The sequence below is a fragment of the Bacillus sp. FSL L8-0193 genome, assembly GCF_037976065.1.
Taxonomy (GTDB): Bacteria; Bacillota; Bacilli; order Bacillales; family Bacillaceae; genus Bacillus; species Bacillus paralicheniformis.
In genome coordinates, this window is the sequence record NZ_CP150261.1 from 126,068 (window position 1) to 150,628 (window position 24,561).

The window sequence follows — 24,561 nt, forward strand, 5'->3', positions numbered from 1 at the left end:
CATTTTTGGGAACACTAATAAAATCGGTATTTTGTTTTTGGATGTGGTTTTCTAAATTAGAAACCCTTTTTTCTTTTGTCTTGTAAAAGTATTTCTTACATATTTGCGGAAGAAATGCTTGTTACACATATATTACGCATGATTTGAGGGGTGAATCAGTTGACAGGTCAACTAGTTCAGTATGGACGACACCGCCAGCGCAGAAGCTATGCACGCATTAGCGAAGTGTTAGAATTACCAAATCTCATTGAAATTCAAACCTCTTCTTATCAGTGGTTTCTTGATGAGGGTCTTAGAGAGATGTTTCAAGACATATCGCCAATTGAGGATTTCACTGGTAACCTCTCTCTGGAATTTATCGACTACAGCTTGGGCGAGCCTAAGTATCCGGTAGAAGAATCAAAAGAGCGCGACGTGACCTACTCAGCTCCGCTGCGTGTTAAAGTCCGCTTAATCAACAAAGAGACCGGTGAAGTAAAGGATCAGGATGTCTTCATGGGTGATTTCCCTATTATGACAGACACTGGAACCTTTATTATCAACGGTGCGGAACGGGTCATTGTATCTCAGCTCGTTCGTTCTCCAAGTGTATATTTTAGTGGTAAAGTAGACAAAAACGGTAAGAAAGGTTTTACCGCGACTGTCATTCCAAACCGTGGCGCATGGTTAGAATACGAGACTGATGCGAAAGATGTTGTTTATGTACGCATCGATCGCACACGTAAGTTGCCGGTTACGGTTCTTTTGCGTGCTCTTGGCTTCGGATCTGACCAAGAGATCATTGATCTCATCGGTGAAAACGAGTATTTGCGCAATACGCTTGATAAAGATAATACGGAAAACACCGATAAAGCGCTTCTTGAAATCTACGAGCGTCTTCGTCCAGGAGAGCCGCCTACAGTAGAAAACGCAAAAAGCCTGCTTGATTCAAGGTTCTTTGATCCGAAAAGATATGACCTTGCAAGTGTAGGACGTTATAAAATTAATAAAAAGCTTCACATCAAAAACAGACTGTTTAATCAGCGGCTTGCTGAAACGCTGATCGATCCTGAAACAGGCGAAATTCTTGCCGAAAAAGGCGCGATTTTAGACAGAAGAACGCTTGACAAAGTCCTGCCTTACCTTGAAAACGGAATCGGTTTTAAAAAGCTGTATCCGAACGGCGGAGTTGTTGAAGATGAAGTGACGCTTCAGTCTATTAAAATCTATGCCCCGACAGATCAAGAAGGGGAGCAGACAATCAATGTGATTGGAAATGCTTATATTGAAGAAGGCGTTAAAAATATTACACCTTCTGATATTATCTCTTCCATCAGCTATTTCTTTAACCTGCTTCACGGAGTGGGCGATACCGACGATATCGACCATTTAGGAAACCGCCGTCTCCGTTCAGTGGGAGAGCTTCTGCAAAACCAATTCCGTATCGGTTTAAGCAGAATGGAGCGTGTTGTTCGTGAAAGAATGTCTATTCAAGATACAAACACGATCACGCCACAGCAGCTGATCAATATTCGCCCTGTCATCGCATCAATCAAAGAGTTTTTCGGAAGCTCGCAGCTTTCTCAGTTTATGGATCAGACGAATCCGCTTGCTGAGCTGACGCATAAGCGCCGTCTGTCAGCGCTCGGACCGGGCGGTTTGACCCGTGAGCGCGCCGGAATGGAAGTCCGTGACGTTCACTATTCCCACTACGGCCGGATGTGTCCGATTGAAACTCCTGAGGGTCCAAACATCGGCTTGATCAACTCGCTTTCTTCATTCGCGAAAGTGAACCGTTTCGGCTTCATCGAAACGCCGTATCGCCGCGTTGACCCTGAGACTGGAAAAGTAACGCCGAGAATCGATTACTTGACAGCTGATGAAGAAGACAACTATGTCGTTGCCCAGGCTAACGCACGTCTGAATGATGACGGATCTTTTGTGGATGACAGCATCGTCGCCCGTTTCAGAGGGGAGAACACCGTTGTTCCGAAAGACCGCGTCGACTATATGGACGTTTCGCCTAAACAGGTTGTCTCTGCCGCGACTGCATGTATTCCTTTCTTGGAAAACGACGACTCAAACCGCGCCCTAATGGGAGCGAACATGCAACGGCAGGCTGTACCTCTTATGCAGCCTGAATCTCCGATCGTCGGAACCGGAATGGAGTATGTATCTGCAAAAGACTCCGGTGCCGCTGTTATTTGCCGCCATCCTGGAATCGTTGAACGGGTGGAAGCGAAAAACATCTGGGTGCGCCGCTATGAAGAAGTCGACGGCCAGAAAGTCAAAGGAAACCTTGATAAATACAGCCTGCTGAAGTTTGTTCGTTCCAACCAGGGAACTTGCTACAACCAGCGTCCGATCGTAAGCGTCGGTGATGAGGTTGTAAAAGGTGAAATTTTAGCTGACGGTCCGTCTATGGAAAAAGGTGAGCTTGCCCTTGGACGCAACGTCATGGTCGGCTTTATGACATGGGATGGCTACAACTACGAGGATGCCATCATCATGAGCGAACGCCTTGTAAAAGACGACGTATACACGTCTATTCATATTGAGGAATACGAATCAGAGGCCCGGGATACAAAACTCGGACCTGAAGAAATTACACGCGATATTCCAAACGTCGGTGAAGACGCTCTTCGCAATCTCGATGAACGCGGAATTATCCGTGTCGGTGCTGAAGTAAAAGACGGAGATCTTCTTGTTGGTAAAGTAACGCCTAAAGGTGTTACAGAGCTTACTGCAGAAGAGCGCCTGCTTCACGCCATCTTCGGCGAAAAAGCGCGTGAAGTCCGCGATACGTCGCTGCGTGTGCCTCACGGAGGCGGCGGTATCATCCTTGATGTAAAAGTGTTCAACCGCGAAGACGGAGACGAACTGCCTCCGGGCGTTAACCAGCTCGTCCGCGTTTACATCGTTCAGAAACGTAAAATTTCTGAAGGGGACAAAATGGCCGGACGCCACGGGAACAAAGGTGTTATTTCGAAAATCCTTCCGGAGGAAGATATGCCGTATCTGCCTGACGGAACACCGATTGACATCATGTTAAACCCGCTGGGCGTACCATCGCGTATGAACATCGGGCAGGTGTTGGAGCTGCACCTTGGTATGGCTGCACGCCGTCTCGGTCTGCATGTCGCGTCGCCGGTATTTGACGGTGCCCGCGAAGAAGATGTGTGGGAAACGCTTGAAGAAGCCGGCATGTCAAGGGACGCAAAGACAGTCCTTTACGACGGCCGAACTGGAGAGCCGTTTGACAACCGGGTGTCTGTCGGCATCATGTACATGATCAAATTGGCTCACATGGTTGACGACAAATTGCACGCGCGTTCTACAGGTCCTTACTCACTCGTTACCCAGCAGCCTCTTGGAGGTAAAGCGCAGTTCGGTGGACAGCGTTTTGGAGAGATGGAAGTTTGGGCGCTTGAAGCTTACGGCGCAGCATATACACTTCAAGAAATCCTGACTGTTAAATCGGATGATGTCGTAGGCCGTGTGAAAACATACGAAGCCATCGTAAAAGGCGACAATGTTCCAGAACCTGGTGTTCCGGAATCGTTCAAAGTATTGATCAAAGAGCTTCAAAGCTTAGGTATGGACGTCAAAATCCTATCAAGCGACGAAGAAGAAATCGAAATGAGAGACTTGGAAGACGACGAAGACGCGAAACAAAACGAAGGGCTTTCTCTGCCGAATGATGAAGAGTCCGAAGAATTCGTTTCTGCTGACGCAGAGCGCGATGTCGTCACAAAAGAATAAACGAATTTTATACGCAAGTGACAGGGTATAACCCGAAGATAAAAAGGGAGGTAGGCCCCTTGCTGGATGTGAACAATTTTGAGTATATGAACATCGGTCTCGCTTCACCTGACAAAATCCGTTCATGGTCTTACGGAGAAGTGAAAAAGCCTGAAACAATCAACTATCGTACTTTGAAACCTGAAAAAGATGGTCTATTCTGCGAGCGCATTTTCGGTCCTCAAAAGGACTGGGAATGCCACTGCGGAAAGTACAAGCGGGTTCGTTATAAAGGCGTAGTCTGCGACCGTTGTGGAGTTGAAGTAACCCGGGCTAAAGTCCGTCGTGAGAGAATGGGGCATATCGAGCTGGCAGCCCCTGTTTCTCACATCTGGTATTTTAAAGGAATCCCGAGCCGTATGGGTCTTGTGCTGGATATGTCTCCGCGCGCATTGGAAGAAGTCATTTACTTTGCTTCTTATGTCGTAACAGATCCGGCCAATACACCGCTTGAGAAAAAACAGCTTCTTTCTGAAAAAGAGTACCGGGCGTACCTTGATAAATACGGAAATAAATTCCAGGCATCAATGGGTGCTGAAGCGATTCATAAGCTCCTTCAAGATATCGACCTCGATAAAGAAGTGGATATGCTGAAAGAAGAGCTTAAAACGTCACAAGGACAGCGCCGCACACGTGCGATCAAACGCTTGGAAGTATTGGAAGCATTCCGCAACTCCGGAAATAAGCCGTCCTGGATGATCCTCGACGTTCTTCCGGTCATTCCGCCTGAGCTGAGACCGATGGTACAGCTTGACGGTGGACGTTTTGCAACTTCCGATCTGAACGATTTGTACCGCCGTGTCATCAACCGTAACAATCGTTTAAAACGTCTTTTGGATCTTGGAGCGCCAAGCATTATCGTTCAAAACGAAAAGCGCATGCTTCAAGAAGCCGTGGACGCGCTGATCGATAACGGACGCAGAGGCCGTCCTGTTACAGGTCCGGGAAACAGACCGTTAAAATCCCTTTCTCACATGCTGAAAGGTAAACAAGGCCGTTTCCGTCAAAACCTTCTCGGTAAACGTGTTGACTACTCAGGCCGTTCGGTTATCGTCGTAGGTCCGAACCTGAAAATGTATCAATGCGGTCTTCCGAAAGAAATGGCGCTGGAACTGTTCAAGCCATTCGTCATGAAAGAGCTTGTTGAAAAAGGTCTTGCCCACAACATTAAGAGTGCGAAGCGTAAAATTGAGCGCGTTCAGCCGGAAGTCTGGGATGTCCTTGAATCAGTTATCAAAGAACACCCTGTGCTTCTCAACCGTGCACCTACGCTTCACAGATTAGGTATTCAAGCGTTTGAACCAACGCTTGTCGAAGGCCGTGCCATCCGTCTTCATCCGCTTGTATGTACGGCATACAACGCTGACTTTGACGGTGACCAAATGGCGGTTCACGTTCCTTTATCAGCAGAAGCGCAAGCTGAGGCGCGCATCTTGATGCTTGCCGCACAAAACATCCTGAACCCTAAAGACGGAAAACCGGTTGTTACGCCGTCTCAGGATATGGTGCTTGGAAACTACTATCTGACGCTAGAACGCCCAGGCGCAGTCGGCGAAGGTATGGTTTTCAAAGATACGGATGAAGCGCTTCTTGCGTATCAAAACGGATATGTTCATTTGCATACGAGAGTAGCCGTTGCGGTTAACTCCCTGAAAAATGAAACATTTACCGAAGAACAGCGTTCCAAGCTGCTCGTTACAACTGTCGGAAAACTGATCTTCAACGAGATTCTTCCGCCGTCGTTCCCATACATGAACGAACCGACGAAGAGCAACATTGAAGAAAAAACACCTGACCGTTTCTTCTTGGATTACGGTGCAGATGTTAAAGAAGCCATTAAGAACCAGGAAATCAACCAGCCGTTCAAAAAAGGCATTTTGGGTAAAATCATTGCGGAGATCTTCAAAAGATTCCATATTACAGAAACATCAAAAATGCTTGACCGCATGAAAAACCTTGGATTTAAATATTCGACAAAAGCCGGAATTACGGTCGGTGTTTCCGATATCGTCGTATTGGACGACAAACAGGAAATCCTTGAAGAAGCGCAAGGAAAAGTTGATAACGTCATGAAGCAGTTCAGACGTGGTCTGATTACTGAAGAAGAGCGTTATGAACGGGTCATTTCCATCTGGAGTGCAGCTAAAGATACGATCCAAGGCAAGCTGATGAAATCCCTGGATGAAATCAACCCGATCTACATGATGAGTGATTCCGGAGCCCGGGGTAACGCATCAAACTTTACGCAGCTTGCGGGTATGCGCGGTCTGATGGCCAACCCGGCTGGACGGATCATCGAACTTCCGATCAAGTCAAGCTTCCGCGAAGGTTTAACGGTACTCGAGTACTTTATCTCTACTCACGGTGCGCGTAAAGGTCTTGCGGATACGGCTCTGAAGACAGCCGACTCAGGTTACCTGACACGCCGTCTCGTAGACGTAGCCCAAGACGTCATCATTCGTGAGACTGACTGCGGCACAGACCGAGGTATTCTTGCCAAAGCCATCACGGAAGGCACAGAAGTGATCGAGCGTCTTGAAGAGCGTCTTGTCGGCCGATTCGCGAGAAAACCTGTTAAACATCCGGAAACAGGTGAAGTGCTTGTGGATGAAAACGAGCTGATCGACGAAGATAAAGCGCTCGAAATTGTCGAAGCAGGCATTGAAGAAGTGTGGATCCGCTCCGCATTTACATGTAATACGTCACATGGTGTATGTAAACGATGCTACGGCCGCAACCTGGCAACAGGAACCGACGTCGAAGTCGGGGAAGCAGTCGGAATCATCGCTGCCCAGTCCATTGGTGAGCCGGGTACACAGTTAACAATGCGTACCTTCCATACGGGCGGGGTTGCCGGAGACGATATTACACAAGGTTTGCCGCGTATCCAGGAATTGTTTGAAGCGCGAAACCCTAAAGGTCAAGCGACGATCTCTGAAATTGACGGTGTCGTAGCTGAAATCAATGAAGTGCGTGACAAACAGCAGGAAATCGTCGTTCAGGGCGAAGTCGAAAGCCGTTCATATACGGCGCCTTACAACGCGCGCCTGAAAGTCACTGAAGGAGAGAAAATTTCCCGTGGCCAGGTGCTGACAGAAGGTTCGGTTGATCCGAAAGAGCTTCTGAAAGTTACTGACATCACGACGGTGCAAGAATACCTCCTTCATGAAGTGCAGAAGGTTTATCGTATGCAAGGGGTTGAAATCGGGGATAAGCACGTCGAGGTTATGGTTCGCCAGATGCTTCGCAAAGTGCGTGTCATCGATGCCGGCGACACGGAAGTGCTGCCAGGCACGCTGCTCGATATTCACCAGTTTACCGAAGCGAACAAAAAAGTTCTGCTCGGAGGCAAACGCCCTGCAACAGGCCGTCCGGTGCTTCTCGGTATCACCAAAGCATCGCTTGAAACGGATTCCTTCCTGTCTGCCGCGTCATTCCAGGAAACAACACGTGTCCTGACAGATGCAGCAATCAAAGGAAAACGCGATGAGCTTCTCGGCCTGAAAGAGAATGTTATCATCGGTAAGCTTGTTCCTGCTGGAACGGGTATGCTGAACTACCGTAAAGTGAAGCCGGTATTGCAAGTCCAATCATCTGATGAAATGGTTCCGGCTGAATAAATAAAAAAATCCTAAAGAAGGATGTCACTAAAAATTGTCATCATGTGTTGACATCCTTCTTTCAGGATGATAATATAACCAAGGTGCTCAATTTAAACCTGTTACTTTGGAGGATATATGATGTCTTATGATAAAGTATCACAGGCTCAATCTATTATTATCGGTACGAAGCAGACAGTCAAAGCGCTGAAGCGCAATTCTGTTAAGGAAGTCGTCGTAGCAAAAGACGCTGATCCTTTTCTGACGTCAGATGTTATTAACCTGGCAAATGAACAAGGGATTCCCGTCTCAATGGCAGAGTCCATGAAAAAGCTCGGCAAAGCCTGCGGAATTGAAGTCGGAGCTGCAGCTGTTGCCATTATTCAATAACGTACTCGTTGTTTTTGCTTTTATGCAAAGGCATTGTTTTTTGCTTTTAAATGAACCACCTGGGTATGTGGGTTATAAAACATGATGAAGGGAGGAATTACAAAATGCCTACAATTAATCAGCTAGTCCGCAAAGGACGCGTAAGCAAAGTTGAAAATTCTAAGTCTCCAGCACTTAACAAAGGATACAACAGCTTCAAGAAAGAGCACACTAACGTATCTTCACCACAAAAACGCGGAGTATGTACCCGTGTCGGTACAATGACACCGAAGAAGCCGAACTCGGCGCTTCGTAAATATGCCCGTGTTCGTTTAACTAACGGAATCGAGGTTACGGCCTACATTCCTGGTATCGGACACAACCTGCAAGAGCACAGTGTCGTATTGATCCGCGGTGGACGTGTAAAAGACTTACCGGGGGTACGCTACCACATCGTGCGTGGCGCGCTTGATACTGCCGGAGTTGAAAACCGTGCACAAGGCCGTTCTAAATACGGTACAAAACGTCCTAAGAAAAAATAATTCCGTTTAAATACAAATAAAAGGGTTTTTAAAAGCAAGGAGTTCTGGCAATGCTGTTAAGGGCATCAGGCTTTTCGCGCCTAGCGCTGGTTTGATCCCGGCAGCTGAACCGTGAATCCCTCTGCTTACTGTAAACCCGTAACAAGAGAAGGGAGGATAATCAGATGCCACGTAAAGGTCCTGTAGCAAAAAGAGATGTTTTACCTGATCCGCTTTACAACTCTAAACTGGTTACTCGTTTGATCAACAAAATGATGATCGACGGTAAAAAAGGTAAAGCTCAAACAATCCTATACAAGTCATTCGATATTATTAAAGAACGTACCGGCAACGATGCAATGGAGGTTTTCGAACAAGCATTGAAGAACATCATGCCAGTGCTTGAAGTTAAAGCACGCCGTGTAGGTGGTGCAAACTACCAAGTACCTGTAGAGGTTCGTCCTGAACGCCGTACGACTCTTGGACTTCGCTGGTTAGTAAACTACGCTCGTCTTCGCGGAGAAAAAACGATGGAAGAGCGTTTAGCTAACGAAATCCTTGATGCAGCTAACAACACTGGTGCAGCTGTTAAGAAACGTGAAGATACTCATAAGATGGCTGAAGCAAACAAAGCGTTCGCTCACTATCGCTGGTAATCTCACACGACAAAATATTATTCCCTAAGAAGGAAGGAGAAAAGACCCAATGGCAAGAGAGTTCTCCTTAGAAAAAACTCGTAATATCGGAATCATGGCTCACATCGATGCCGGTAAAACGACAACAACTGAACGTATCTTGTTCTACACAGGCCGTATCCATAAAATTGGTGAAACTCATGAAGGGGCTTCCCAAATGGACTGGATGGAGCAGGAACAAGAACGCGGTATCACAATCACATCCGCTGCAACAACTGCACAGTGGAAAGGTTACCGCGTAAACATCATCGACACACCAGGACACGTAGACTTCACAGTTGAGGTTGAACGTTCCCTGCGCGTACTTGATGGTGCCGTTGCCGTTCTTGACGCACAATCAGGCGTTGAGCCGCAAACTGAAACAGTTTGGCGTCAGGCAACAACTTACGGAGTACCTCGTATCGTATTTGTCAACAAGATGGACAAAACGGGTGCGGACTTCCTTTACTCTGTAGGAACTCTTAAAGACCGTCTTGAGGCGAACGCTCACGCGATCCAATTACCGATTGGCGCCGAAGACAATTTCGAAGGGATCATCGACCTTGTAGAAAACGTTGCGTACTACTATGAAGATGATCTTGGAACACGCTCTGATGCGCGTGAAATCCCTGCCGAGTACAAAGACAAAGCTGAAGAGCTTCGCGCCAGCTTGATTGAAGCTGTTGCTGAGCTTGATGAAGAGCTTATGATGAAGTACTTGGAAGGCGAAGAAATCACAGTTGACGAGCTGAAAGCGGCAATCCGCAAAGGAACTTGTAACGTGGAGTTCTATCCGGTTCTTTGTGGATCAGCTTTCAAAAACAAAGGTGTTCAATTAGTGCTTGACGCAGTTCTTGACTACCTGCCAGCTCCAACTGACGTACCGGCAATCAAAGGTACTCTGCCTGATTCTGAGGAAGAGGTTACTCGTGAGTCTTCTGACGACGCACCTTTCTCAGCACTTGCATTTAAAGTTATGACTGACCCTTACGTTGGTAAATTGACGTTCTTCCGTGTGTACTCAGGAACACTTGATTCCGGTTCATACGTAAGAAACTCAACAAAAGGCAAACGTGAGCGCGTCGGACGTATCCTGCAAATGCACGCCAACAGCCGTGAAGAAATCTCTACTGTGTACGCAGGGGATATCGCTGCTGCTGTAGGTTTGAAAGACACGACTACAGGGGACACGCTTTGCGACGAGAAAAACCTTGTAATTCTTGAATCTATGGAATTCCCTGAGCCTGTTATCCACGTTGCAATCGAGCCTAAATCTAAGGCTGACCAAGACAAAATGTCTACTGCACTGGCTAAATTGGCTGAAGAGGATCCAACATTCCGTGCGCATACTGACCCTGAAACAGGTCAAACGATCATCGGCGGTATGGGTGAGCTTCACCTTGATATCATCGTTGACCGTATGAAACGCGAATTTAAAGTTGAAGCCAACGTTGGTGCTCCTCAAGTTGCGTATCGTGAAACATTCCGTGCGAGCGCGCAAGTTGAAGGTAAATTCGTACGTCAGTCTGGTGGACGCGGACAGTTCGGACACGTTTGGATCGAATTCTCTCCAAACGAAGAAGGAAAAGGCTTTGAGTTCGAAAACGCAATCGTCGGTGGTGTCGTTCCTCGTGAATACATTCCGGCTGTTCAAGCAGGACTTGAAGATTCACTTCAAAACGGTGTAGTCGCAGGTTACCCTGTTATCGACATCAAAGCGAAACTTTTTGACGGTTCTTACCACGATGTCGACTCTAACGAAATGGCGTTTAAAATCGCTGCTTCCATGGCGCTTAAAAACGCGGCAAGCAAGTGTAACCCGGTTATTCTTGAGCCGATCTCCAAAGTTGAAGTCGTTATCCCAGAAGAATACATGGGAGACATCATGGGTGATATTACATCACGCCGCGGTCGCGTAGAAGGTATGGAAGGACGCGGAAACGCTCAAGTCGTTCGCGCGATGGTTCCACTTTCTGAAATGTTCGGTTACGCTACGGCTCTCCGTTCAAACACACAAGGACGCGGTACGTTCACAATGGTCTTTGACCATTACGAAGAAGTGCCTAAGAGCATTGCTGATGAGATCATCAAAAAAAATCAAGGTGAATAATTGATTTTGCCTCTTCATTAAAGTATAAATACTATTGTAAGATGAGAAAGTGAAACATCGCTTTCACTTTCTATCACTCTATATAACAAAAACTAACCTTTTTAAGGAGGATTTTCAGAATGGCTAAAGAAAAATTCGACCGTTCCAAATCACATGCCAACATTGGTACAATTGGACACGTTGACCATGGTAAAACTACATTAACAGCTGCTATCACAACTGTGCTTCATAAGAAATCTGGTAAAGGTACTGCTATGGCATACGACCAAATCGACGGTGCTCCAGAAGAGCGTGAGCGCGGTATCACAATCTCTACTGCACACGTTGAGTACGAAACAGAAACTCGTCACTATGCACACGTTGACTGCCCAGGACACGCTGACTATGTTAAAAACATGATCACTGGTGCTGCGCAAATGGACGGAGCGATCCTTGTTGTATCTGCTGCTGACGGTCCAATGCCACAAACTCGTGAGCACATCCTTCTTTCTCGTAACGTAGGTGTGCCTTACATCGTAGTATTCTTGAACAAATGCGACATGGTAGACGACGAAGAGCTTCTTGAGCTAGTTGAAATGGAAGTTCGCGATCTTCTTTCTGAGTATGAGTTCCCTGGTGACGATGTACCAGTTATCAAAGGTTCTGCACTTAAAGCTCTTGAAGGTGACGCTGAATACGAAGCTAAAATCTTCGAACTGATGGATGCAGTTGACGAATACATCCCAACTCCAGAGCGCGATACTGAAAAGCCATTCATGATGCCTGTTGAGGACGTATTCTCAATCACAGGTCGTGGAACAGTTGCTACTGGACGCGTAGAGCGCGGACAAGTTAAAGTCGGTGACGAAGTTGAAATCATCGGTCTTCAAGAAGAAAACAGCAAAACAACTGTTACAGGTGTTGAAATGTTCCGTAAGCTTCTTGACTATGCAGAAGCTGGAGACAACATCGGTGCACTTCTTCGCGGTGTATCTCGTGAAGATATCCAACGTGGTCAAGTACTTGCTAAACCAGGTACAATCACTCCACATAAAAAGTTCAAAGCTGAAGTTTACGTTCTTTCTAAAGAAGAGGGTGGACGTCACACTCCATTCTTCTCTAACTACCGTCCTCAGTTCTACTTCCGTACAACTGACGTAACGGGTATCATTCAGCTTCCAGAAGGCGTAGAAATGGTTATGCCTGGAGACAACATCGAAATGACTGTTGAATTGATTTCAACAATCGCGATCGAAGACGGAACTCGCTTCTCTATCCGTGAAGGCGGACGTACAGTTGGTTCTGGCGTTGTTTCTTCAATCATCGAATAATACTTATAAAATAAAAAACGAGATCCATCCGGGTCTCGTTTTTTATTTGTCCTGAAGTCCTTGATTATCCTTGCTGGAATCTGTATAATAAAAAAAGTGTGCAAAAGCCGGTAATATTCAATATTACCTTGCATCATGCCTATAAATTTTGTATAATAGTGCATGTTGGTCTTTGACTGCGATGAAGTGAGAGGTTGCTGACACACCCGGCCGCTTTGCCATGGCAAGGTGATTCAGGTTTTTCTCACGGAGAATTGTCTAATGTAAGTAGGCGAAAAGGAGGGAAAATAATGGCAAAACAAAAAATTCGTATTCGTTTAAAAGCGTATGATCATAGAATCCTTGATCAATCTGCTGAGAAGATTGTTGAAACGGCTAAACGTTCCGGAGCCAGCGTTTCTGGTCCGATTCCGTTGCCAACTGAGAAATCAGTTTACACAATCCTTCGTGCGGTGCACAAATACAAAGATTCTCGTGAGCAATTCGAAATGCGTACACATAAACGTTTAATCGACATTGTGAACCCAACACCACAAACTGTCGATGCTCTAATGCGATTAGATTTACCATCTGGTGTCGATATCGAAATTAAACTTTAATCTAAAATATAGAATGATTTTTATAGGAGGTGTGACGAATGACCAAAGGAATCTTAGGAAGAAAAATTGGTATGACGCAAGTTTTCGCAGAAAACGGTGATCTTATTCCGGTAACTGTTATCGAAGCTGCTCCTAACGTTGTACTTCAGAAGAAAACTTCTGAAAACGACGGCTATGAAGCGATTCAGATCGGTTTTGACGACAAGCGTGAGAAGCTTGCCAACAAACCAGAAAAAGGACACGTTGCAAAAGCGGAAACTGCTCCTAAGCGCTTCGTTAAAGAATTACGCGGAGTGGATATGGATGCGTATGAAGTTGGTCAGGAAGTCAAAGTTGATATTTTCTCTAACGGAGAAGTCGTAGATGTAACAGGAACATCGAAAGGTAAAGGTTTCCAAGGCGCTATCAAACGCCACGGACAATCTCGCGGACCTATGTCTCACGGTTCACGCTACCATCGCCGTCCTGGTTCAATGGGACCGGTAGACCCTAACCGTGTATTCAAAGGAAAGCTGTTGCCTGGACGTATGGGCGGAGAGCAAATCACTGTTCAAAACCTTGAAATCGTAAAAGTGGATGCAGAGCGCAACCTTCTTTTAGTTAAAGGTAACGTTCCTGGTGCGAAAAAATCATTAGTCGCTGTTAAAAGCGCTGTTAAATCTAAATAATTCTCTTAGGAAAGGAGGAAATTGATCATGCCAAAAGTAGCTTTATATAACCAAAACGGTTCTACTGCTGGTGATATCGAATTAAACGACTCTGTATTTGGAATCGAGCCAAATGAGAGCGTAGTATTCGACGCTATTCTTATGCAAAGAGCTTCCTTACGTCAAGGAACTCATAAAGTAAAAAATCGTTCGGAAGTACGTGGCGGAGGTCGCAAACCTTGGCGTCAAAAAGGTACCGGCCGTGCTCGTCAGGGATCTATCCGTTCACCGCAATGGCGCGGAGGTGGTATCGTATTCGGTCCTACACCACGCAGCTATGCATATAAATTACCGAAAAAAGTTCGCCGCTTGGCTATCAAATCAGCATTGTCTTCTAAAGTGAATGACAACAACTTGATCGTTCTTGAAGATCTTAATCTTGATGCGGTTAAAACAAAAGAAATGGCAGCTATCCTTAAAGGTCTGTCTATCGAGAAGAAAGCTTTAATCGTAACTGCGGATGCAAACGAGACAGTTGAACTATCTGCTCGTAACCTTCCAGGAGTTACTGTTGTTGAAGCTAACGGAATCAACGTCCTCGATGTTGTCGGTCATGAGAAGCTTGTGATCACGAAAGCAGCGGTTGAAAAAGTAGAGGAGGTGCTTGCATAATGAAAGATCCTCGTGATGTTCTAAAGCGCCCCGTCATTACTGAACGTTCTGCTGATTTAATGACTGAGAAAAAATATACGTTTGAAGTAGACGTAAGAGCTAACAAAACAGAAGTGAAAGACGCTGTTGAGCAAATCTTTGGAGTGAAAGTTGAAAAAGTCAACATCATGAACTACAAAGGGAAATTCAAACGTGTCGGCCGCTACTCTGGTATGACAAACAAACGCAGAAAAGCGATTGTTAAGCTTACTGAAGACAGCAAAGAAATCGAAATTTTTGAAGCTTAATCACTTGTAAAAAGAAGGAGGGAAATTCAAAATGGCGATTAAAAAGTACAAACCGACCTCTAACGGACGTCGCGGCATGACTACGTCTGATTTTGCGGAAATCACGACAGATCAGCCGGAAAAATCCTTGCTTGCCCCGCTTCACAAAAAAGGCGGACGCAACAACCAAGGTAAATTAACTGTACGTCATCAAGGCGGCGGACATAAACGCCAATACCGTATTATCGACTTCAAACGCGATAAAGATGGTATACCTGGACGCGTTGCTACAGTTGAGTACGATCCAAACCGTTCAGCTAACATTGCTCTAATTAACTATGTAGACGGAGAAAAACGCTACATCCTGGCTCCTAAGGGCCTTCAAGTAGGAACTGAAATCATGTCAGGACCAGAAGCTGACATTAAAGTAGGTAACGCACTTCCACTGATCAACATCCCTGTTGGTACAGTCGTGCACAACATTGAATTAAAACCTGGAAAAGGCGGACAGCTTGTACGTTCAGCTGGTACATCTGCTCAAGTTCTTGGTAAAGAAGGAAAATACGTTCTTGTGCGTCTGAACTCCGGTGAAGTTCGCATGATTCTTTCTGCTTGCCGCGCTTCTATCGGTCAAGTAGGTAACGAACAGCACGAACTGATCAACATCGGTAAAGCAGGACGTTCACGCTGGAAAGGCATCCGTCCTACAGTTCGCGGTTCTGTTATGAACCCTAACGATCACCCGCACGGTGGTGGTGAAGGACGCGCTCCGATCGGACGTAAATCACCTATGTCTCCATGGGGTAAACCAACTCTTGGATTCAAAACTCGTAAGAAAAAGAACAAATCAGATAAATTCATCGTACGTCGTCGTAAAAATAAATAACGGGGTTGTCTACGGTTCATATCGGACCGTAGTGCAATCACGAAGGGAGGTTCCAAAATGGCTCGCAGCTTAAAAAAAGGACCATTTGTCGATGATCATCTAATGACAAAAATCGAGAAATTAAATGAAGCGGATAAGAAACAAGTTGTGAAAACTTGGTCTCGCCGTTCTACTATTTTCCCGCAATTTATCGGTCACACAATCGCAGTCTATGATGGACGCAAACATGTGCCTGTTTACATCTCTGAAGATATGGTAGGTCACAAGTTGGGTGAATTCGCACCGACACGCACTTACAAAGGTCATGCTAGTGATGACAAAAAAACAAGACGCTAATGAGAGGAGGCTTTTAAATGCAACAAGCTAAAGCTGTCGCAAGAACAGTCCGTATTGCTCCTCGTAAGGCACGTCTAGTAATGGACCTGATTCGAGGCAAGCAAGTAGGTGAAGCAGTATCGATCTTAAACCTTACGCCAAAAGCTGCTTCCCCGATTATTGAAAAAGTTTTAAAATCTGCTATCGCTAACGCTGAGCACAACTACGAAATGGATGCAAACAACCTGGTTGTTACTCAAGCTTACGTGAACGAAGGCCCTACGTTGAAAAGATTCCGTCCGCGCGCTATGGGACGTGCAAGCCAAATCAACAAACGTACGAGCCACATTACTATCGTTGTATCAGAAAAGAAGGAGGGATAACTCGTGGGTCAAAAGGTAAATCCAGTCGGTCTTCGTATTGGTGTTATACGTGATTGGGAATCTAAGTGGTACGCTGGCAAAGATTACGCTGACTTCCTTCACGAAGATCTGAAAATCCGTGAATTTATTAATCAACGCCTGTCTGACGCTTCTGTTTCTAAAGTGGAAATCGAGCGTGCGGCAAACCGTGTAAATATTACGATCCACACAGCTAAGCCTGGTATGGTTATCGGTAAAGGCGGTTCTGAAGTCGAAGCGCTTCGCAAAGCCCTTAACAGCCTTACTGGCAAGCGTGTACACATTAACATTCTTGAAATCAAAAGAGCTGATCTTGATGCTCAGCTAGTTGCTGATAACATCGCTCGTCAATTGGAAAACCGCATCTCTTTCCGTCGTGCGCAAAAGCAACAAATCCAACGCACAATGCGCGCTGGTGCACAAGGAATTAAAACAATGGTTTCCGGTCGTCTTGGCGGCGCAGACATCGCTCGTTCTGAATACTACAGTGAAGGAACTGTTCCATTGCACACACTTCGTGCAGACATCGACTATGCTACATCTGAAGCTGACACAACTTACGGCAAGCTTGGTGTAAAAGTCTGGATCTATCGTGGAGAGGTTCTTCCTACTAAGAAGAAAACTGAGGAAGGAGGAAAATAATATGTTAATGCCAAAACGCGTTAAATATCGCAGAGAGCATCGCGGAAAAATGCGCGGCCGTGCAAAAGGCGGCTCTGAAGTGCATTTCGGTGAATACGGCATCCAGGCTCAAGAAGCTTCTTGGATTACAAACCGTCAAATCGAAGCTGCGCGTATCGCAATGACTCGTTACATGAAACGTGGCGGTAAAGTTTGGATCAAAATTTTCCCTTCTAAGCCTTATACAGCTAAGCCTCTAGAGGTTCGGATGGGTTCCGGTAAAGGTGCTCCTGAAGGATGGGTAGCTGTTGTAAAACCGGGCAAAGTTTTATTTGAAATTTCTGGTGTGTCTGAGGAAGTCGCTCGTGAAGCTCTTCGTCTTGCATCTCACAAATTGCCAATTAAAACGAAGTTCGTAAAACGTGAAGAAATTGGTGGTGAATCAAATGAAAGCTAATGAAATTCGTGACCTTACCACTGCTGAAATTGAACAAAAAGTAAAGTCTCTTAAAGAAGAACTTTTCAATCTTCGCTTTCAATTAGCGACAGGACAACTTGAAAACACTGCTCGCATTCGTGAAGTGCGCAAGTCAATCGCGCGCATGAAAACTGTGATTCGGGAAAGAGAAATTGCTGCCAACAAATAATTCCGGAGGGAGGTTCTCTAAAACATGAGCGAACGCAATCAGCGCAAAGTCTACCAAGGACGTGTTGTTTCTGACAAAATGGATAAAACCATTACTGTTGTTGTAGAAACTTACAAAAAACATTCACTCTACGGTAAACGCGTAAAGTACTCTAAAAAATTCAAAGCACATGATGAAAATAACCAAGCTAAAATCGGAGACATCGTAAAGATCATGGAAACTCGTCCATTATCTGCGACTAAACGTTTTCGTCTAGTTGAAGTTGTCGAAGAAGCTGTTATTATCTAATAAAGTTCGGAAACCTTTTTCCGAAGGGAGGTAACAAATAATGATTCAACAAGAGACTCGTTTAAAAGTAGCTGATAACTCTGGTGCCCGTGAAGTATTAACAATCAAGGTGCTTGGTGGTTCTGGACGCAAAACAGCTAACATTGGTGATGTCATTGTTTGCACGGTTAAACAAGCAACACCAGGAGGCGTTGTCAAAAAAGGTGAGGTCGTAAGAGCTGTAATCGTACGTTCTAAGAGCGGCGCGCGCAGAAATGACGGATCTTACATCAAATTCGATGAGAATGCATGTGTTATCATCCGTGACGACAAAAGCCCGCGCGGAACTCGTATCTTCGGACCTGTAGCACGTGAACTTCGTGATAACAACTTCATGAAAATTGTTTCTCTAGCTCCAGAAGTACTTTAATGATATCAATGCCGGACTAAGGAGGTGCGATCAGGATGCATGTTAAAAAAGGCGATAAAGTAATGGTTATCTCTGGTAAAGACAAAGGAAAACAAGGTGTGATCCTTGCAGCTTTCCCTAAAAAAGACCGCGTAATCGTTGAGGGTGTCAACATGGTGAAGAAGCACTCAAAGCCGACTCAAGCTAACCCTCAAGGCGGAATTTTAAATCAAGAGGCGCCAATTCATGTGTCAAACGTAATGCCGCTCGATCCTAAAACAGGTGAAGTGACTCGCGTAGGATACAAAGTGGAAAATGGCAAAAAAGTTCGTATTGCAAAAAAATCTGGGCAAGTTCTAGATAACTAGTAATAAAGGAAGGGAGGTCTATCTCATGAACCGCCTTAAAGAAAAGTACAATAAAGACATTACACCTGCATTAATGAAAAAGTTCGAATACAAATCTGTGATGCAAGTGCCTAAAATTGAAAAAATCGTAATCAACATGGGTGTTGGTGACGCTGTTCAAAACGCTAAAGCTATCGATAGCGCTGTTGAAGAACTAACGTTTATCGCTGGTCAGAAACCTGTCGTTACTCGTGCGAAGAAATCTATTGCTGGATTCCGTCTTCGTGAAGGAATGCCAATCGGTGCGAAAGTAACTCTTCGCGGAGAGCGCATGTACGATTTCCTTGATAAACTAATTTCTGTTTCTTTACCACGTGTTCGTGACTTCCGCGGAATTTCAAAAAAATCTTTTGACGGTCGCGGAAACTACACACTAGGAATCAAAGAACAGCTGATCTTCCCTGAAATTGACTATGATAAGGTAACTAAAGTTCGCGGTATGGACATCGTTATCGTAACGACTGCCAACACTGATGAAGAAGCTCGTGAACTGTTAACTCAATTAGGTATGCCATTCCAGAAATAATCAATGAAAGGGAGGCGAAATCGTGGCTAAAAAGTCAATGATTGCGAAACAAAAACGCACACCGAAGTTTAAAGTACAAGAGTACACTCGCTGCGAACGCTGCGGCCGTCCGCACTCTGTTATTCGTAAATTTAAACTTTGCCGTATTTGTTTCCGTGAACTTGCATATAAAGGACAAATTCCTGGCGTTAAAAAAGCCAGCTGGTAATCCCCGTTTATGGGAAGGAGGTTATTAAATAATGGTTATGACAGATCCGATTGCAGATATGCTGACTCGAATTCGTAATGCAAACATGGTACGTCATGAGAAGCTCGAAATTCCTGCTTCGAAGTTGAAAAGAGAAATCGCTGAAATCTTGAAAAGAGAAGGTTTCATCCGTGACGTAGAATTCATTGAAGATAACAAGCAAGGTATCATCCGTGTTTTCTTGAAATACGGACAAAACAACGAGCGTGTCATCACTGGCCTTAAGAGAATCAGCAAACCAGGTCTGCGCGTTTACGCTAAGTCAAACGAAGTGCCTCGCGTACTGAACGGACTTGGAATCGCAATTCTTTCTACATCACAAGGTGTGTTAACAGATAAAGAAGCCCGCGCTAAACAGGCTGGCGGAGAAGTATTAGCATACGTTTGGTAAGAAGTTTAACATGAATGGAGGTGTTTGGTATGTCTCGTGTAGGTAAGAAGCTACTTGAGATTCCTTCAGGCGTTACAGTTACTCTGAACGACAACACTGTAACCGTGAAAGGACCAAAAGGAGAATTAACTCGTACGTTTCATCCTGATATGAAGATTAAAATTGAGGACAATGTACTTACTGTAGAGCGTCCTTCAGATAATAAAGAACACCGTGCGCTGCATGGCACAACTCGCAGCATCATCGGAAACATGGTTGAAGGTGTATCTAAAGGTTTTGAAAGAGGTTTGGAATTAGTCGGTGTCGGTTACCGTGCTTCTAAATCCGGAAACAAGCTTGTTTTGAACGTTGGATACTCTCACCCTGTAGAAATCGTTCCTGAAAACGGAATTGAAATCGAAGTTCCATCTCAAACAAAAGTGGTTGTAAAAGGTACAGATAAAGAGCGTGTTGGAGCTACTGCTGCAAACATTCGCGCTGTACGTTCTCCAGAACCTTACAAAGGCAAAGGGATCCGCTATGAAGGAGAAATGGTTCGTCGTAAAGAAGGTAAATCTGCTAAGTAAAACCGCTTAATGTGAGAAAGGAGTGACCCAGATGATTACGAAAACAAGCAAGAATGCTGCACGTCTTAAAAGACACGGTCGTGTTCGCGCGAAGCTTTCAGGAACCCCTGAGAGACCTCGTCTAAATGTTTTCCGTTCAAACAAACATATTTACGCACAAGTGATCGATGATGTGAACGGTGTTACACTTGTGAGTGCATCAACTCTTGATAAAGACTTTAACGCTGAAAATGGCAGCGATACGTCTGCGGCTGCAAAAGTTGGCGAGCTTGTTGCAAAACGCGCTTCTGAAAAAGGTATCACAAATGTCGTGTTCGACCGTGGCGGTTACCTTTATCATGGACGTGTAAAAGCATTGGCTGATGCTGCACGCGAAGCTGGATTAGAATTTTAATAAAAGAAGGAGGGACATATGAATATGCGTCGTATTGACCCAAGCAAATTAGAGTTAGAAGAACGCTTAGTTACCGTTAACCGCGTAGCGAAAGTTGTTAAAGGTGGTCGTCGTTTCCGCTTCGCAGCTCTAGTCGTTGTCGGTGACAAAAACGGACACGTAGGATTCGGTACTGGTAAAGCACAAGAAGTACCAGAAGCGATCCGCAAAGCTGTTGAAGATGCGAAAAAGAATTTGATCGAAGTACCAATGGTTGGAACTACAATTCCACACGAAATCATCGGACGTTTCGGTGCAGGAAACATCTTGTTAAAACCTGCTTCTGAAGGTACGGGAGTTATCGCTGGAGGCCCAGTACGTGCGGTACTTGAGCTTGCAGGTGTAGCTGATATCCTTTCTAAGTCTTTAGGTTCTAACACACCGATCAACATGATCCGTGCAACAGTCCAAGGTTTAAGCGAGCTGAAACGCGCTGAGGACGTTGCGAAGCTTCGTGGAAAATCTGTAGAAGAACTGTTAGGATAAGGAGGGAACATTAATGGCTAAATTAGAAATTACCCTCAAACGCAGTGTAATCGGACGCCCGGAAGATCAGCGTATTACTGTAAGAACGCTCGGTTTAAAGAAAACAAACCAAACTGTCGTTCATGAAGACAACGCTGCAATCCGCGGTATGGTTAACAAAGTATCTCATTTAGTTTCTGTTAAAGAACTTTAAAAATAAACGATAGGCTAAGGAGGTGTCCAAATGAAACTTCATGAATTAAAGCCCGCAGAAGGTTCACGTAAAACGCGCAACCGCGTAGGTCGTGGTATTGGTTCTGGTAACGGTAAAACAGCAGGTAAAGGTCATAAAGGTCAAAACGCTCGTTCTGGCGGCGGTGTACGTCCTGGATTCGAGGGTGGACAAATGCCTTTGTTCCAACGTCTTCCTAAACGCGGTTTCACAAACATCAACCGCAAGGATTTCGCTGTAGTCAACCTAGACAAACTCAACAGCTTTGCAGAAGGGACGGAAGTTACTCCTGAACTTCTTTTAGAAACAGGTGTAATCAGCAAGTTGAAATCTGGAGTGAAAATTCTTGGCGACGGTCAATTAGAAAAGAAATTAACTGTTAAAGCCAATAAATTCTCCGCTTCTGCTAAACAAGCAATTGAGGCTGCTGGCGGTACAGCTGAGGTGATCTAACTTGTTTAAGACAATCTCCAATTTTATGCGTGTGAAGGATATTCGGAATAAGATTATCTTCACTCTTTTAATGCTTATCGTCTTTCGTCTCGGTTCGTTCATTCCTGTGCCGCATGTAAACACAGAAGTTTTAAAGGCACAGGATCAAATGAGCGTATTTGGGATTCTAAACACATTTGGCGGCGGTGCATTGTTCAACTTCTCCATTCTTGCAATGGGAATCATGCCTTACATCACAGCTTCAATCATCATTCAGCTCCTGCAGATGGATGTTGTGCCGAAGTTTACCGAATGGTCTAAGCAAGGAGAAGTTGGTCGCCGAAAACTAGCACAGTTCACAAGGTACTTCACAATCGTTCTTGGATTTATCCAGGCTTTAGGTATGTCTTACGGGTTTAACAACATGGCCGGCGGCGCGTTGATTACAAACCCTGGAGTCGGTACTTATTTGCTTATTGCGGTTGTACTAACTGCTGGAACTGCTTTTTTAATGTGGCTGGGAGAACAAATTACGTCTCATGGAGTTGGTAACGGAATATCCATTATCATCTTCGCCGGTATCGTTGCCGGCATTCCGCAGACGATTAATCAGATCTACGCTCAGCAGTTTGTAGATGCTGGAGATCAGTTATTCTTGCAAATCATAAAGGTTGTCGTTATATTGGTTGCGATTTTGGCGATTGTCGTTGGCGTTATTTTCATCCAACAGGCAGTTAGAAAAATCTCAATTCAATATGCGAAAGGTTCAGGCCGTTCACCGGTTCCTGGCGGCCAGTCTACACACTTGCCGCTGAAGGTTAACCCGGCGGGAGTTATTCCGGTTATCTTTGCAGTAGCATTTATCACCACTCCGCGGACCGTGGCAACATTTTTTGGTACCAATGACGTCACGAATTGGATTCAAAAAACGTTTGATTACACGCATCCGGTCGGAATGGGAGTTTATGCGGCGTTGATCATCGCCTTTACCTATTTCTATGCATTTGTGCAGGTAAACCCTGAGCAAATGGCCGATAATCTTAAAAAACAAGGTGGCTATATTCCGGGAGTTCGTCCAGGAAAAATGACTCAAGATAGAATTACGAGCATTTTGTATCGACTTACATTTGTAGGCTCCATATTCTTGGCCGTGATTGCCATTCTTCCTGTCTTGTTCGTTAATATTGCTGGGCTGCCTTCATCTGCACAAATTGGTGGAACAAGTTTGCTGATTGTCATCGGGGTTGCACTTGAAACAATGAAGCAGCTTGAAAGCCAGCTGGTAAAACGAAACTATCGTGGATTTATGAAGCACTAGAGGAAATGGGGCGCGCCCATTCCCTCTAAAATAGAGAGGACGGGGAATCCGAAATGAACTTAGTCTTAATGGGACTGCCTGGAGCCGGTAAAGGGACACAGGCTGAACGGATTGTTGAAGATTTTGGGATACCTCATATCTCAACAGGAGACATGTTCCGCGCTGCGATGAAAGAAGAAACGGATCTGGGACTCGAAGCCAAATCATACATTGATAAAGGTGAGCTTGTTCCGGATGAAGTGACAATTGGTATTGTCAGGGAGAGACTTGGCAAGAATGATTGTGACGGAGGTTTTCTTCTGGACGGATTTCCGAGAACAGTCGCTCAAGCTGAAGCACTTGAGGAAATTCTTAAAGGACTTGGCAAGTCGATTGACCATGTCATCAACATTCAAGTCGATAAAGATGCATTGATGGAACGTCTGACAGGACGCAGAATCTGCAGAAACTGCGGTGCAACTTATCATTTAGTCTTTAATCCGCCTGCGAAAGAAAATGTATGCGACAAGTGTGGAGGAGAGCTTTATCAGCGTGAAGACGATAATGAAGCTACTGTATCTACACGGTTAGAGGTCAACATGAAGCAAACCCAGCCTTTACTCGATTTCTATGCGGATAAAGGATATCTCGTAAACATTGACGGGCAGAAGCACATCAATGAAGTTTACGCTGATATAAAGGAGCTTCTCGGAGGCCTGGACAAATGATTATTTGTAAAACTCCCCGAGAAATCGAAATCATGCGGGAAGCCGGAAGAATTGTCGCTTTAACTCATCAGGAGCTGAAAAAGCACATTAAACCCGGCATCTCGACAAAAGAACTGGATCAAATTGCCGAACGTTTTATTACAAAGCAAGGTGCAATCCCGTCTTTTAAAGGGTATAATGGTTTTCGCGGGAGCATTTGCGTTTCGGTCAACGAAGAACTCGTGCACGGTATTCCGGGAAAACGGGTCCTTCGCGACGGAGACATCATCAGCATCGATATCGGTGCGAAGCTGAACGGTTATCATGGTGACTCTGCATGGACTTATCCAGTGGGTACGATTAGCGATGATGATCAAAAGCTGCTGGATGTGACAGAGGAGTCTTTATATAGAGGCTTGAAGGAAGCAAAACCGGGAGAACGTTTGTCGAATATTTCCCACGCAATTCAAACGTATGTCGAAAGCGAACAATTTTCAGTCGTCAGGGAATATGTAGGACACGGGGTAGGGCAGGATCTTCATGAGGATCCGCAAATTCCTCACTACGGTCCGCCGAACAAAGGCCCGCGTTTAAAGCCTGGCATGGTCCTGGCCATTGAGCCGATGGTCAATGCAGGCACACGCTATGTCAAAACATTGGCTGACAACTGGACGGTTGTAACTGTGGACGGGAAGAAGTGTGCTCACTTTGAACACACGATTGCCATAACGGAAGCCGGTTTTGAGATACTGACAAAAGCCTAGG

General features: G+C 45.2%; 31 protein-coding genes. All 31 read left to right on the forward strand.

Annotation, left to right across the window (positions count from 1 at the left end; all coding sequences use genetic code 11):
• Positions 1 to 159 precede the first annotated feature (159 nt).
• The 31 genes from rpoB to map all read left to right on the forward strand — a co-directional run bounded on the left by rpoB (position 160) and on the right by map (position 24,560).
• Positions 160 to 3,741, forward strand: a complete 3,582-nt coding sequence (gene rpoB, locus MHH76_RS00700) for a DNA-directed RNA polymerase subunit beta (protein WP_020449852.1) — start codon at positions 160 to 162, stop codon at positions 3,739 to 3,741.
• Between the two features lie 59 nt (positions 3,742 to 3,800).
• Complete coding sequence (gene rpoC / locus MHH76_RS00705) at positions 3,801 to 7,400, forward strand: DNA-directed RNA polymerase subunit beta' (RefSeq protein ID WP_020449853.1); 3,600 nt, start codon at positions 3,801 to 3,803, stop codon at positions 7,398 to 7,400.
• Between the two features lie 120 nt (positions 7,401 to 7,520).
• Positions 7,521 to 7,769, forward strand: coding sequence for a 50S ribosomal protein L7ae-like protein (locus tag MHH76_RS00710; protein WP_023855916.1), 249 nt, complete (start codon positions 7,521 to 7,523; stop codon positions 7,767 to 7,769).
• Positions 7,770 to 7,873: 104 nt separating this feature from the next.
• A complete protein-coding gene (gene rpsL, locus MHH76_RS00715; protein WP_020449855.1) occupies positions 7,874 to 8,290 on the forward strand; it encodes a 30S ribosomal protein S12 in 417 nt (138 codons plus the stop codon).
• Between the two features lie 164 nt (positions 8,291 to 8,454).
• On the forward strand, positions 8,455 to 8,925 hold the full coding sequence (gene rpsG, locus MHH76_RS00720) for a 30S ribosomal protein S7 (protein ID WP_003178317.1): 471 nt from the start codon (positions 8,455 to 8,457) through the stop codon (positions 8,923 to 8,925).
• 49 nt (positions 8,926 to 8,974) lie between these two features.
• Positions 8,975 to 11,053 (forward strand): elongation factor G, encoded by a 2,079-nt coding sequence (gene fusA, locus MHH76_RS00725; protein ID WP_023855914.1) that lies wholly within the window; start codon positions 8,975 to 8,977, stop codon positions 11,051 to 11,053.
• A 119-nt stretch (positions 11,054 to 11,172) separates the two neighbouring features.
• Positions 11,173 to 12,363: an elongation factor Tu gene (gene tuf / locus MHH76_RS00730; protein WP_020449857.1), complete on the forward strand. Its 1,191-nt coding sequence runs from the start codon at positions 11,173 to 11,175 to the stop codon at positions 12,361 to 12,363.
• Between the two features lie 290 nt (positions 12,364 to 12,653).
• Positions 12,654 to 12,962, forward strand: a complete 309-nt coding sequence (rpsJ, locus tag MHH76_RS00735; protein WP_003156464.1) for a 30S ribosomal protein S10 — start codon at positions 12,654 to 12,656, stop codon at positions 12,960 to 12,962.
• Positions 12,963 to 13,000: 38 nt separating this feature from the next.
• Positions 13,001 to 13,630 carry a 50S ribosomal protein L3 gene (rplC, locus tag MHH76_RS00740; protein WP_020449858.1) on the forward strand — a complete coding sequence of 210 codons (630 nt, stop codon included), beginning with the start codon at positions 13,001 to 13,003 and terminating at the stop codon, positions 13,628 to 13,630.
• 27 nt (positions 13,631 to 13,657) lie between these two features.
• Positions 13,658 to 14,281, forward strand: a complete 624-nt coding sequence (gene rplD / locus MHH76_RS00745; protein WP_020449859.1) for a 50S ribosomal protein L4 — start codon at positions 13,658 to 13,660, stop codon at positions 14,279 to 14,281.
• Positions 14,281 to 14,568, forward strand: coding sequence for a 50S ribosomal protein L23 (gene rplW, locus MHH76_RS00750; protein ID WP_020449860.1), 288 nt, complete (start codon positions 14,281 to 14,283; stop codon positions 14,566 to 14,568). The genes rplD and rplW overlap by 1 nt, the downstream gene beginning before the upstream one ends.
• Positions 14,569 to 14,599: 31 nt before the next feature.
• A complete protein-coding gene (gene rplB / locus MHH76_RS00755; RefSeq protein WP_020449861.1) occupies positions 14,600 to 15,433 on the forward strand; it encodes a 50S ribosomal protein L2 in 834 nt (277 codons plus the stop codon).
• Between the two features lie 57 nt (positions 15,434 to 15,490).
• Positions 15,491 to 15,769 carry a 30S ribosomal protein S19 gene (rpsS, locus tag MHH76_RS00760; protein WP_003178334.1) on the forward strand — a complete coding sequence of 93 codons (279 nt, stop codon included), beginning with the start codon at positions 15,491 to 15,493 and terminating at the stop codon, positions 15,767 to 15,769.
• A 17-nt stretch (positions 15,770 to 15,786) separates the two neighbouring features.
• Entirely contained in the window at positions 15,787 to 16,131 is a 345-nt protein-coding gene (gene rplV / locus MHH76_RS00765) for a 50S ribosomal protein L22 (RefSeq protein WP_020449862.1), read from the forward strand.
• 3 nt (positions 16,132 to 16,134) lie between these two features.
• On the forward strand, positions 16,135 to 16,791 hold the full coding sequence (gene rpsC / locus MHH76_RS00770) for a 30S ribosomal protein S3 (RefSeq protein ID WP_003178339.1): 657 nt from the start codon (positions 16,135 to 16,137) through the stop codon (positions 16,789 to 16,791).
• Position 16,792: 1 nt separating this feature from the next.
• Positions 16,793 to 17,227 (forward strand): 50S ribosomal protein L16, encoded by a 435-nt coding sequence (gene rplP, locus MHH76_RS00775; protein WP_020449863.1) that lies wholly within the window; start codon positions 16,793 to 16,795, stop codon positions 17,225 to 17,227.
• A complete protein-coding gene (gene rpmC, locus MHH76_RS00780; protein ID WP_003178343.1) occupies positions 17,217 to 17,417 on the forward strand; it encodes a 50S ribosomal protein L29 in 201 nt (66 codons plus the stop codon). The genes rplP and rpmC overlap by 11 nt, the downstream gene beginning before the upstream one ends.
• A gap of 24 nt (positions 17,418 to 17,441) precedes the next feature.
• Positions 17,442 to 17,705, forward strand: coding sequence for a 30S ribosomal protein S17 (rpsQ, locus tag MHH76_RS00785; protein ID WP_003178345.1), 264 nt, complete (start codon positions 17,442 to 17,444; stop codon positions 17,703 to 17,705).
• 40 nt (positions 17,706 to 17,745) lie between these two features.
• The gene (gene rplN / locus MHH76_RS00790) at positions 17,746 to 18,114 is read left to right on the forward strand and encodes a 50S ribosomal protein L14 (protein ID WP_020449864.1); all 369 of its coding nucleotides are present in this window, start codon (positions 17,746 to 17,748) and stop codon (positions 18,112 to 18,114) included.
• Between the two features lie 35 nt (positions 18,115 to 18,149).
• The gene (rplX, locus tag MHH76_RS00795; protein WP_003178350.1) at positions 18,150 to 18,461 is read left to right on the forward strand and encodes a 50S ribosomal protein L24; all 312 of its coding nucleotides are present in this window, start codon (positions 18,150 to 18,152) and stop codon (positions 18,459 to 18,461) included.
• Between the two features lie 25 nt (positions 18,462 to 18,486).
• On the forward strand, positions 18,487 to 19,026 hold the full coding sequence (rplE, locus tag MHH76_RS00800) for a 50S ribosomal protein L5 (RefSeq protein ID WP_020449865.1): 540 nt from the start codon (positions 18,487 to 18,489) through the stop codon (positions 19,024 to 19,026).
• A gap of 22 nt (positions 19,027 to 19,048) precedes the next feature.
• Positions 19,049 to 19,234 carry a 30S ribosomal protein S14 gene (gene rpsN, locus MHH76_RS00805; RefSeq protein ID WP_003178353.1) on the forward strand — a complete coding sequence of 62 codons (186 nt, stop codon included), beginning with the start codon at positions 19,049 to 19,051 and terminating at the stop codon, positions 19,232 to 19,234.
• A 31-nt stretch (positions 19,235 to 19,265) separates the two neighbouring features.
• A complete protein-coding gene (gene rpsH / locus MHH76_RS00810) occupies positions 19,266 to 19,664 on the forward strand; it encodes a 30S ribosomal protein S8 (RefSeq protein WP_003178355.1) in 399 nt (132 codons plus the stop codon).
• Between the two features lie 29 nt (positions 19,665 to 19,693).
• The gene (gene rplF / locus MHH76_RS00815; protein WP_003178356.1) at positions 19,694 to 20,230 is read left to right on the forward strand and encodes a 50S ribosomal protein L6; all 537 of its coding nucleotides are present in this window, start codon (positions 19,694 to 19,696) and stop codon (positions 20,228 to 20,230) included.
• 31 nt (positions 20,231 to 20,261) lie between these two features.
• Complete coding sequence (gene rplR, locus MHH76_RS00820) at positions 20,262 to 20,624, forward strand: 50S ribosomal protein L18 (RefSeq protein WP_020449866.1); 363 nt, start codon at positions 20,262 to 20,264, stop codon at positions 20,622 to 20,624.
• A 24-nt stretch (positions 20,625 to 20,648) separates the two neighbouring features.
• Positions 20,649 to 21,149 (forward strand): 30S ribosomal protein S5, encoded by a 501-nt coding sequence (gene rpsE / locus MHH76_RS00825; protein WP_023855910.1) that lies wholly within the window; start codon positions 20,649 to 20,651, stop codon positions 21,147 to 21,149.
• A gap of 13 nt (positions 21,150 to 21,162) precedes the next feature.
• Complete coding sequence (rpmD, locus tag MHH76_RS00830; RefSeq protein WP_020449868.1) at positions 21,163 to 21,342, forward strand: 50S ribosomal protein L30; 180 nt, start codon at positions 21,163 to 21,165, stop codon at positions 21,340 to 21,342.
• A 30-nt stretch (positions 21,343 to 21,372) separates the two neighbouring features.
• Positions 21,373 to 21,813 (forward strand): 50S ribosomal protein L15, encoded by a 441-nt coding sequence (rplO, locus tag MHH76_RS00835; RefSeq protein ID WP_020449869.1) that lies wholly within the window; start codon positions 21,373 to 21,375, stop codon positions 21,811 to 21,813.
• 1 nt (position 21,814) lies between these two features.
• Complete coding sequence (secY, locus tag MHH76_RS00840) at positions 21,815 to 23,110, forward strand: preprotein translocase subunit SecY (protein ID WP_020449870.1); 1,296 nt, start codon at positions 21,815 to 21,817, stop codon at positions 23,108 to 23,110.
• Positions 23,111 to 23,163: 53 nt separating this feature from the next.
• A complete protein-coding gene (locus tag MHH76_RS00845; protein WP_020449871.1) occupies positions 23,164 to 23,817 on the forward strand; it encodes an adenylate kinase in 654 nt (217 codons plus the stop codon).
• Positions 23,814 to 24,560 carry a type I methionyl aminopeptidase gene (gene map, locus MHH76_RS00850; RefSeq protein WP_023855909.1) on the forward strand — a complete coding sequence of 249 codons (747 nt, stop codon included), beginning with the start codon at positions 23,814 to 23,816 and terminating at the stop codon, positions 24,558 to 24,560. Before MHH76_RS00845 ends, map begins: the two co-directional genes overlap by 4 nt.
• Position 24,561 lies beyond the last annotated feature (1 nt).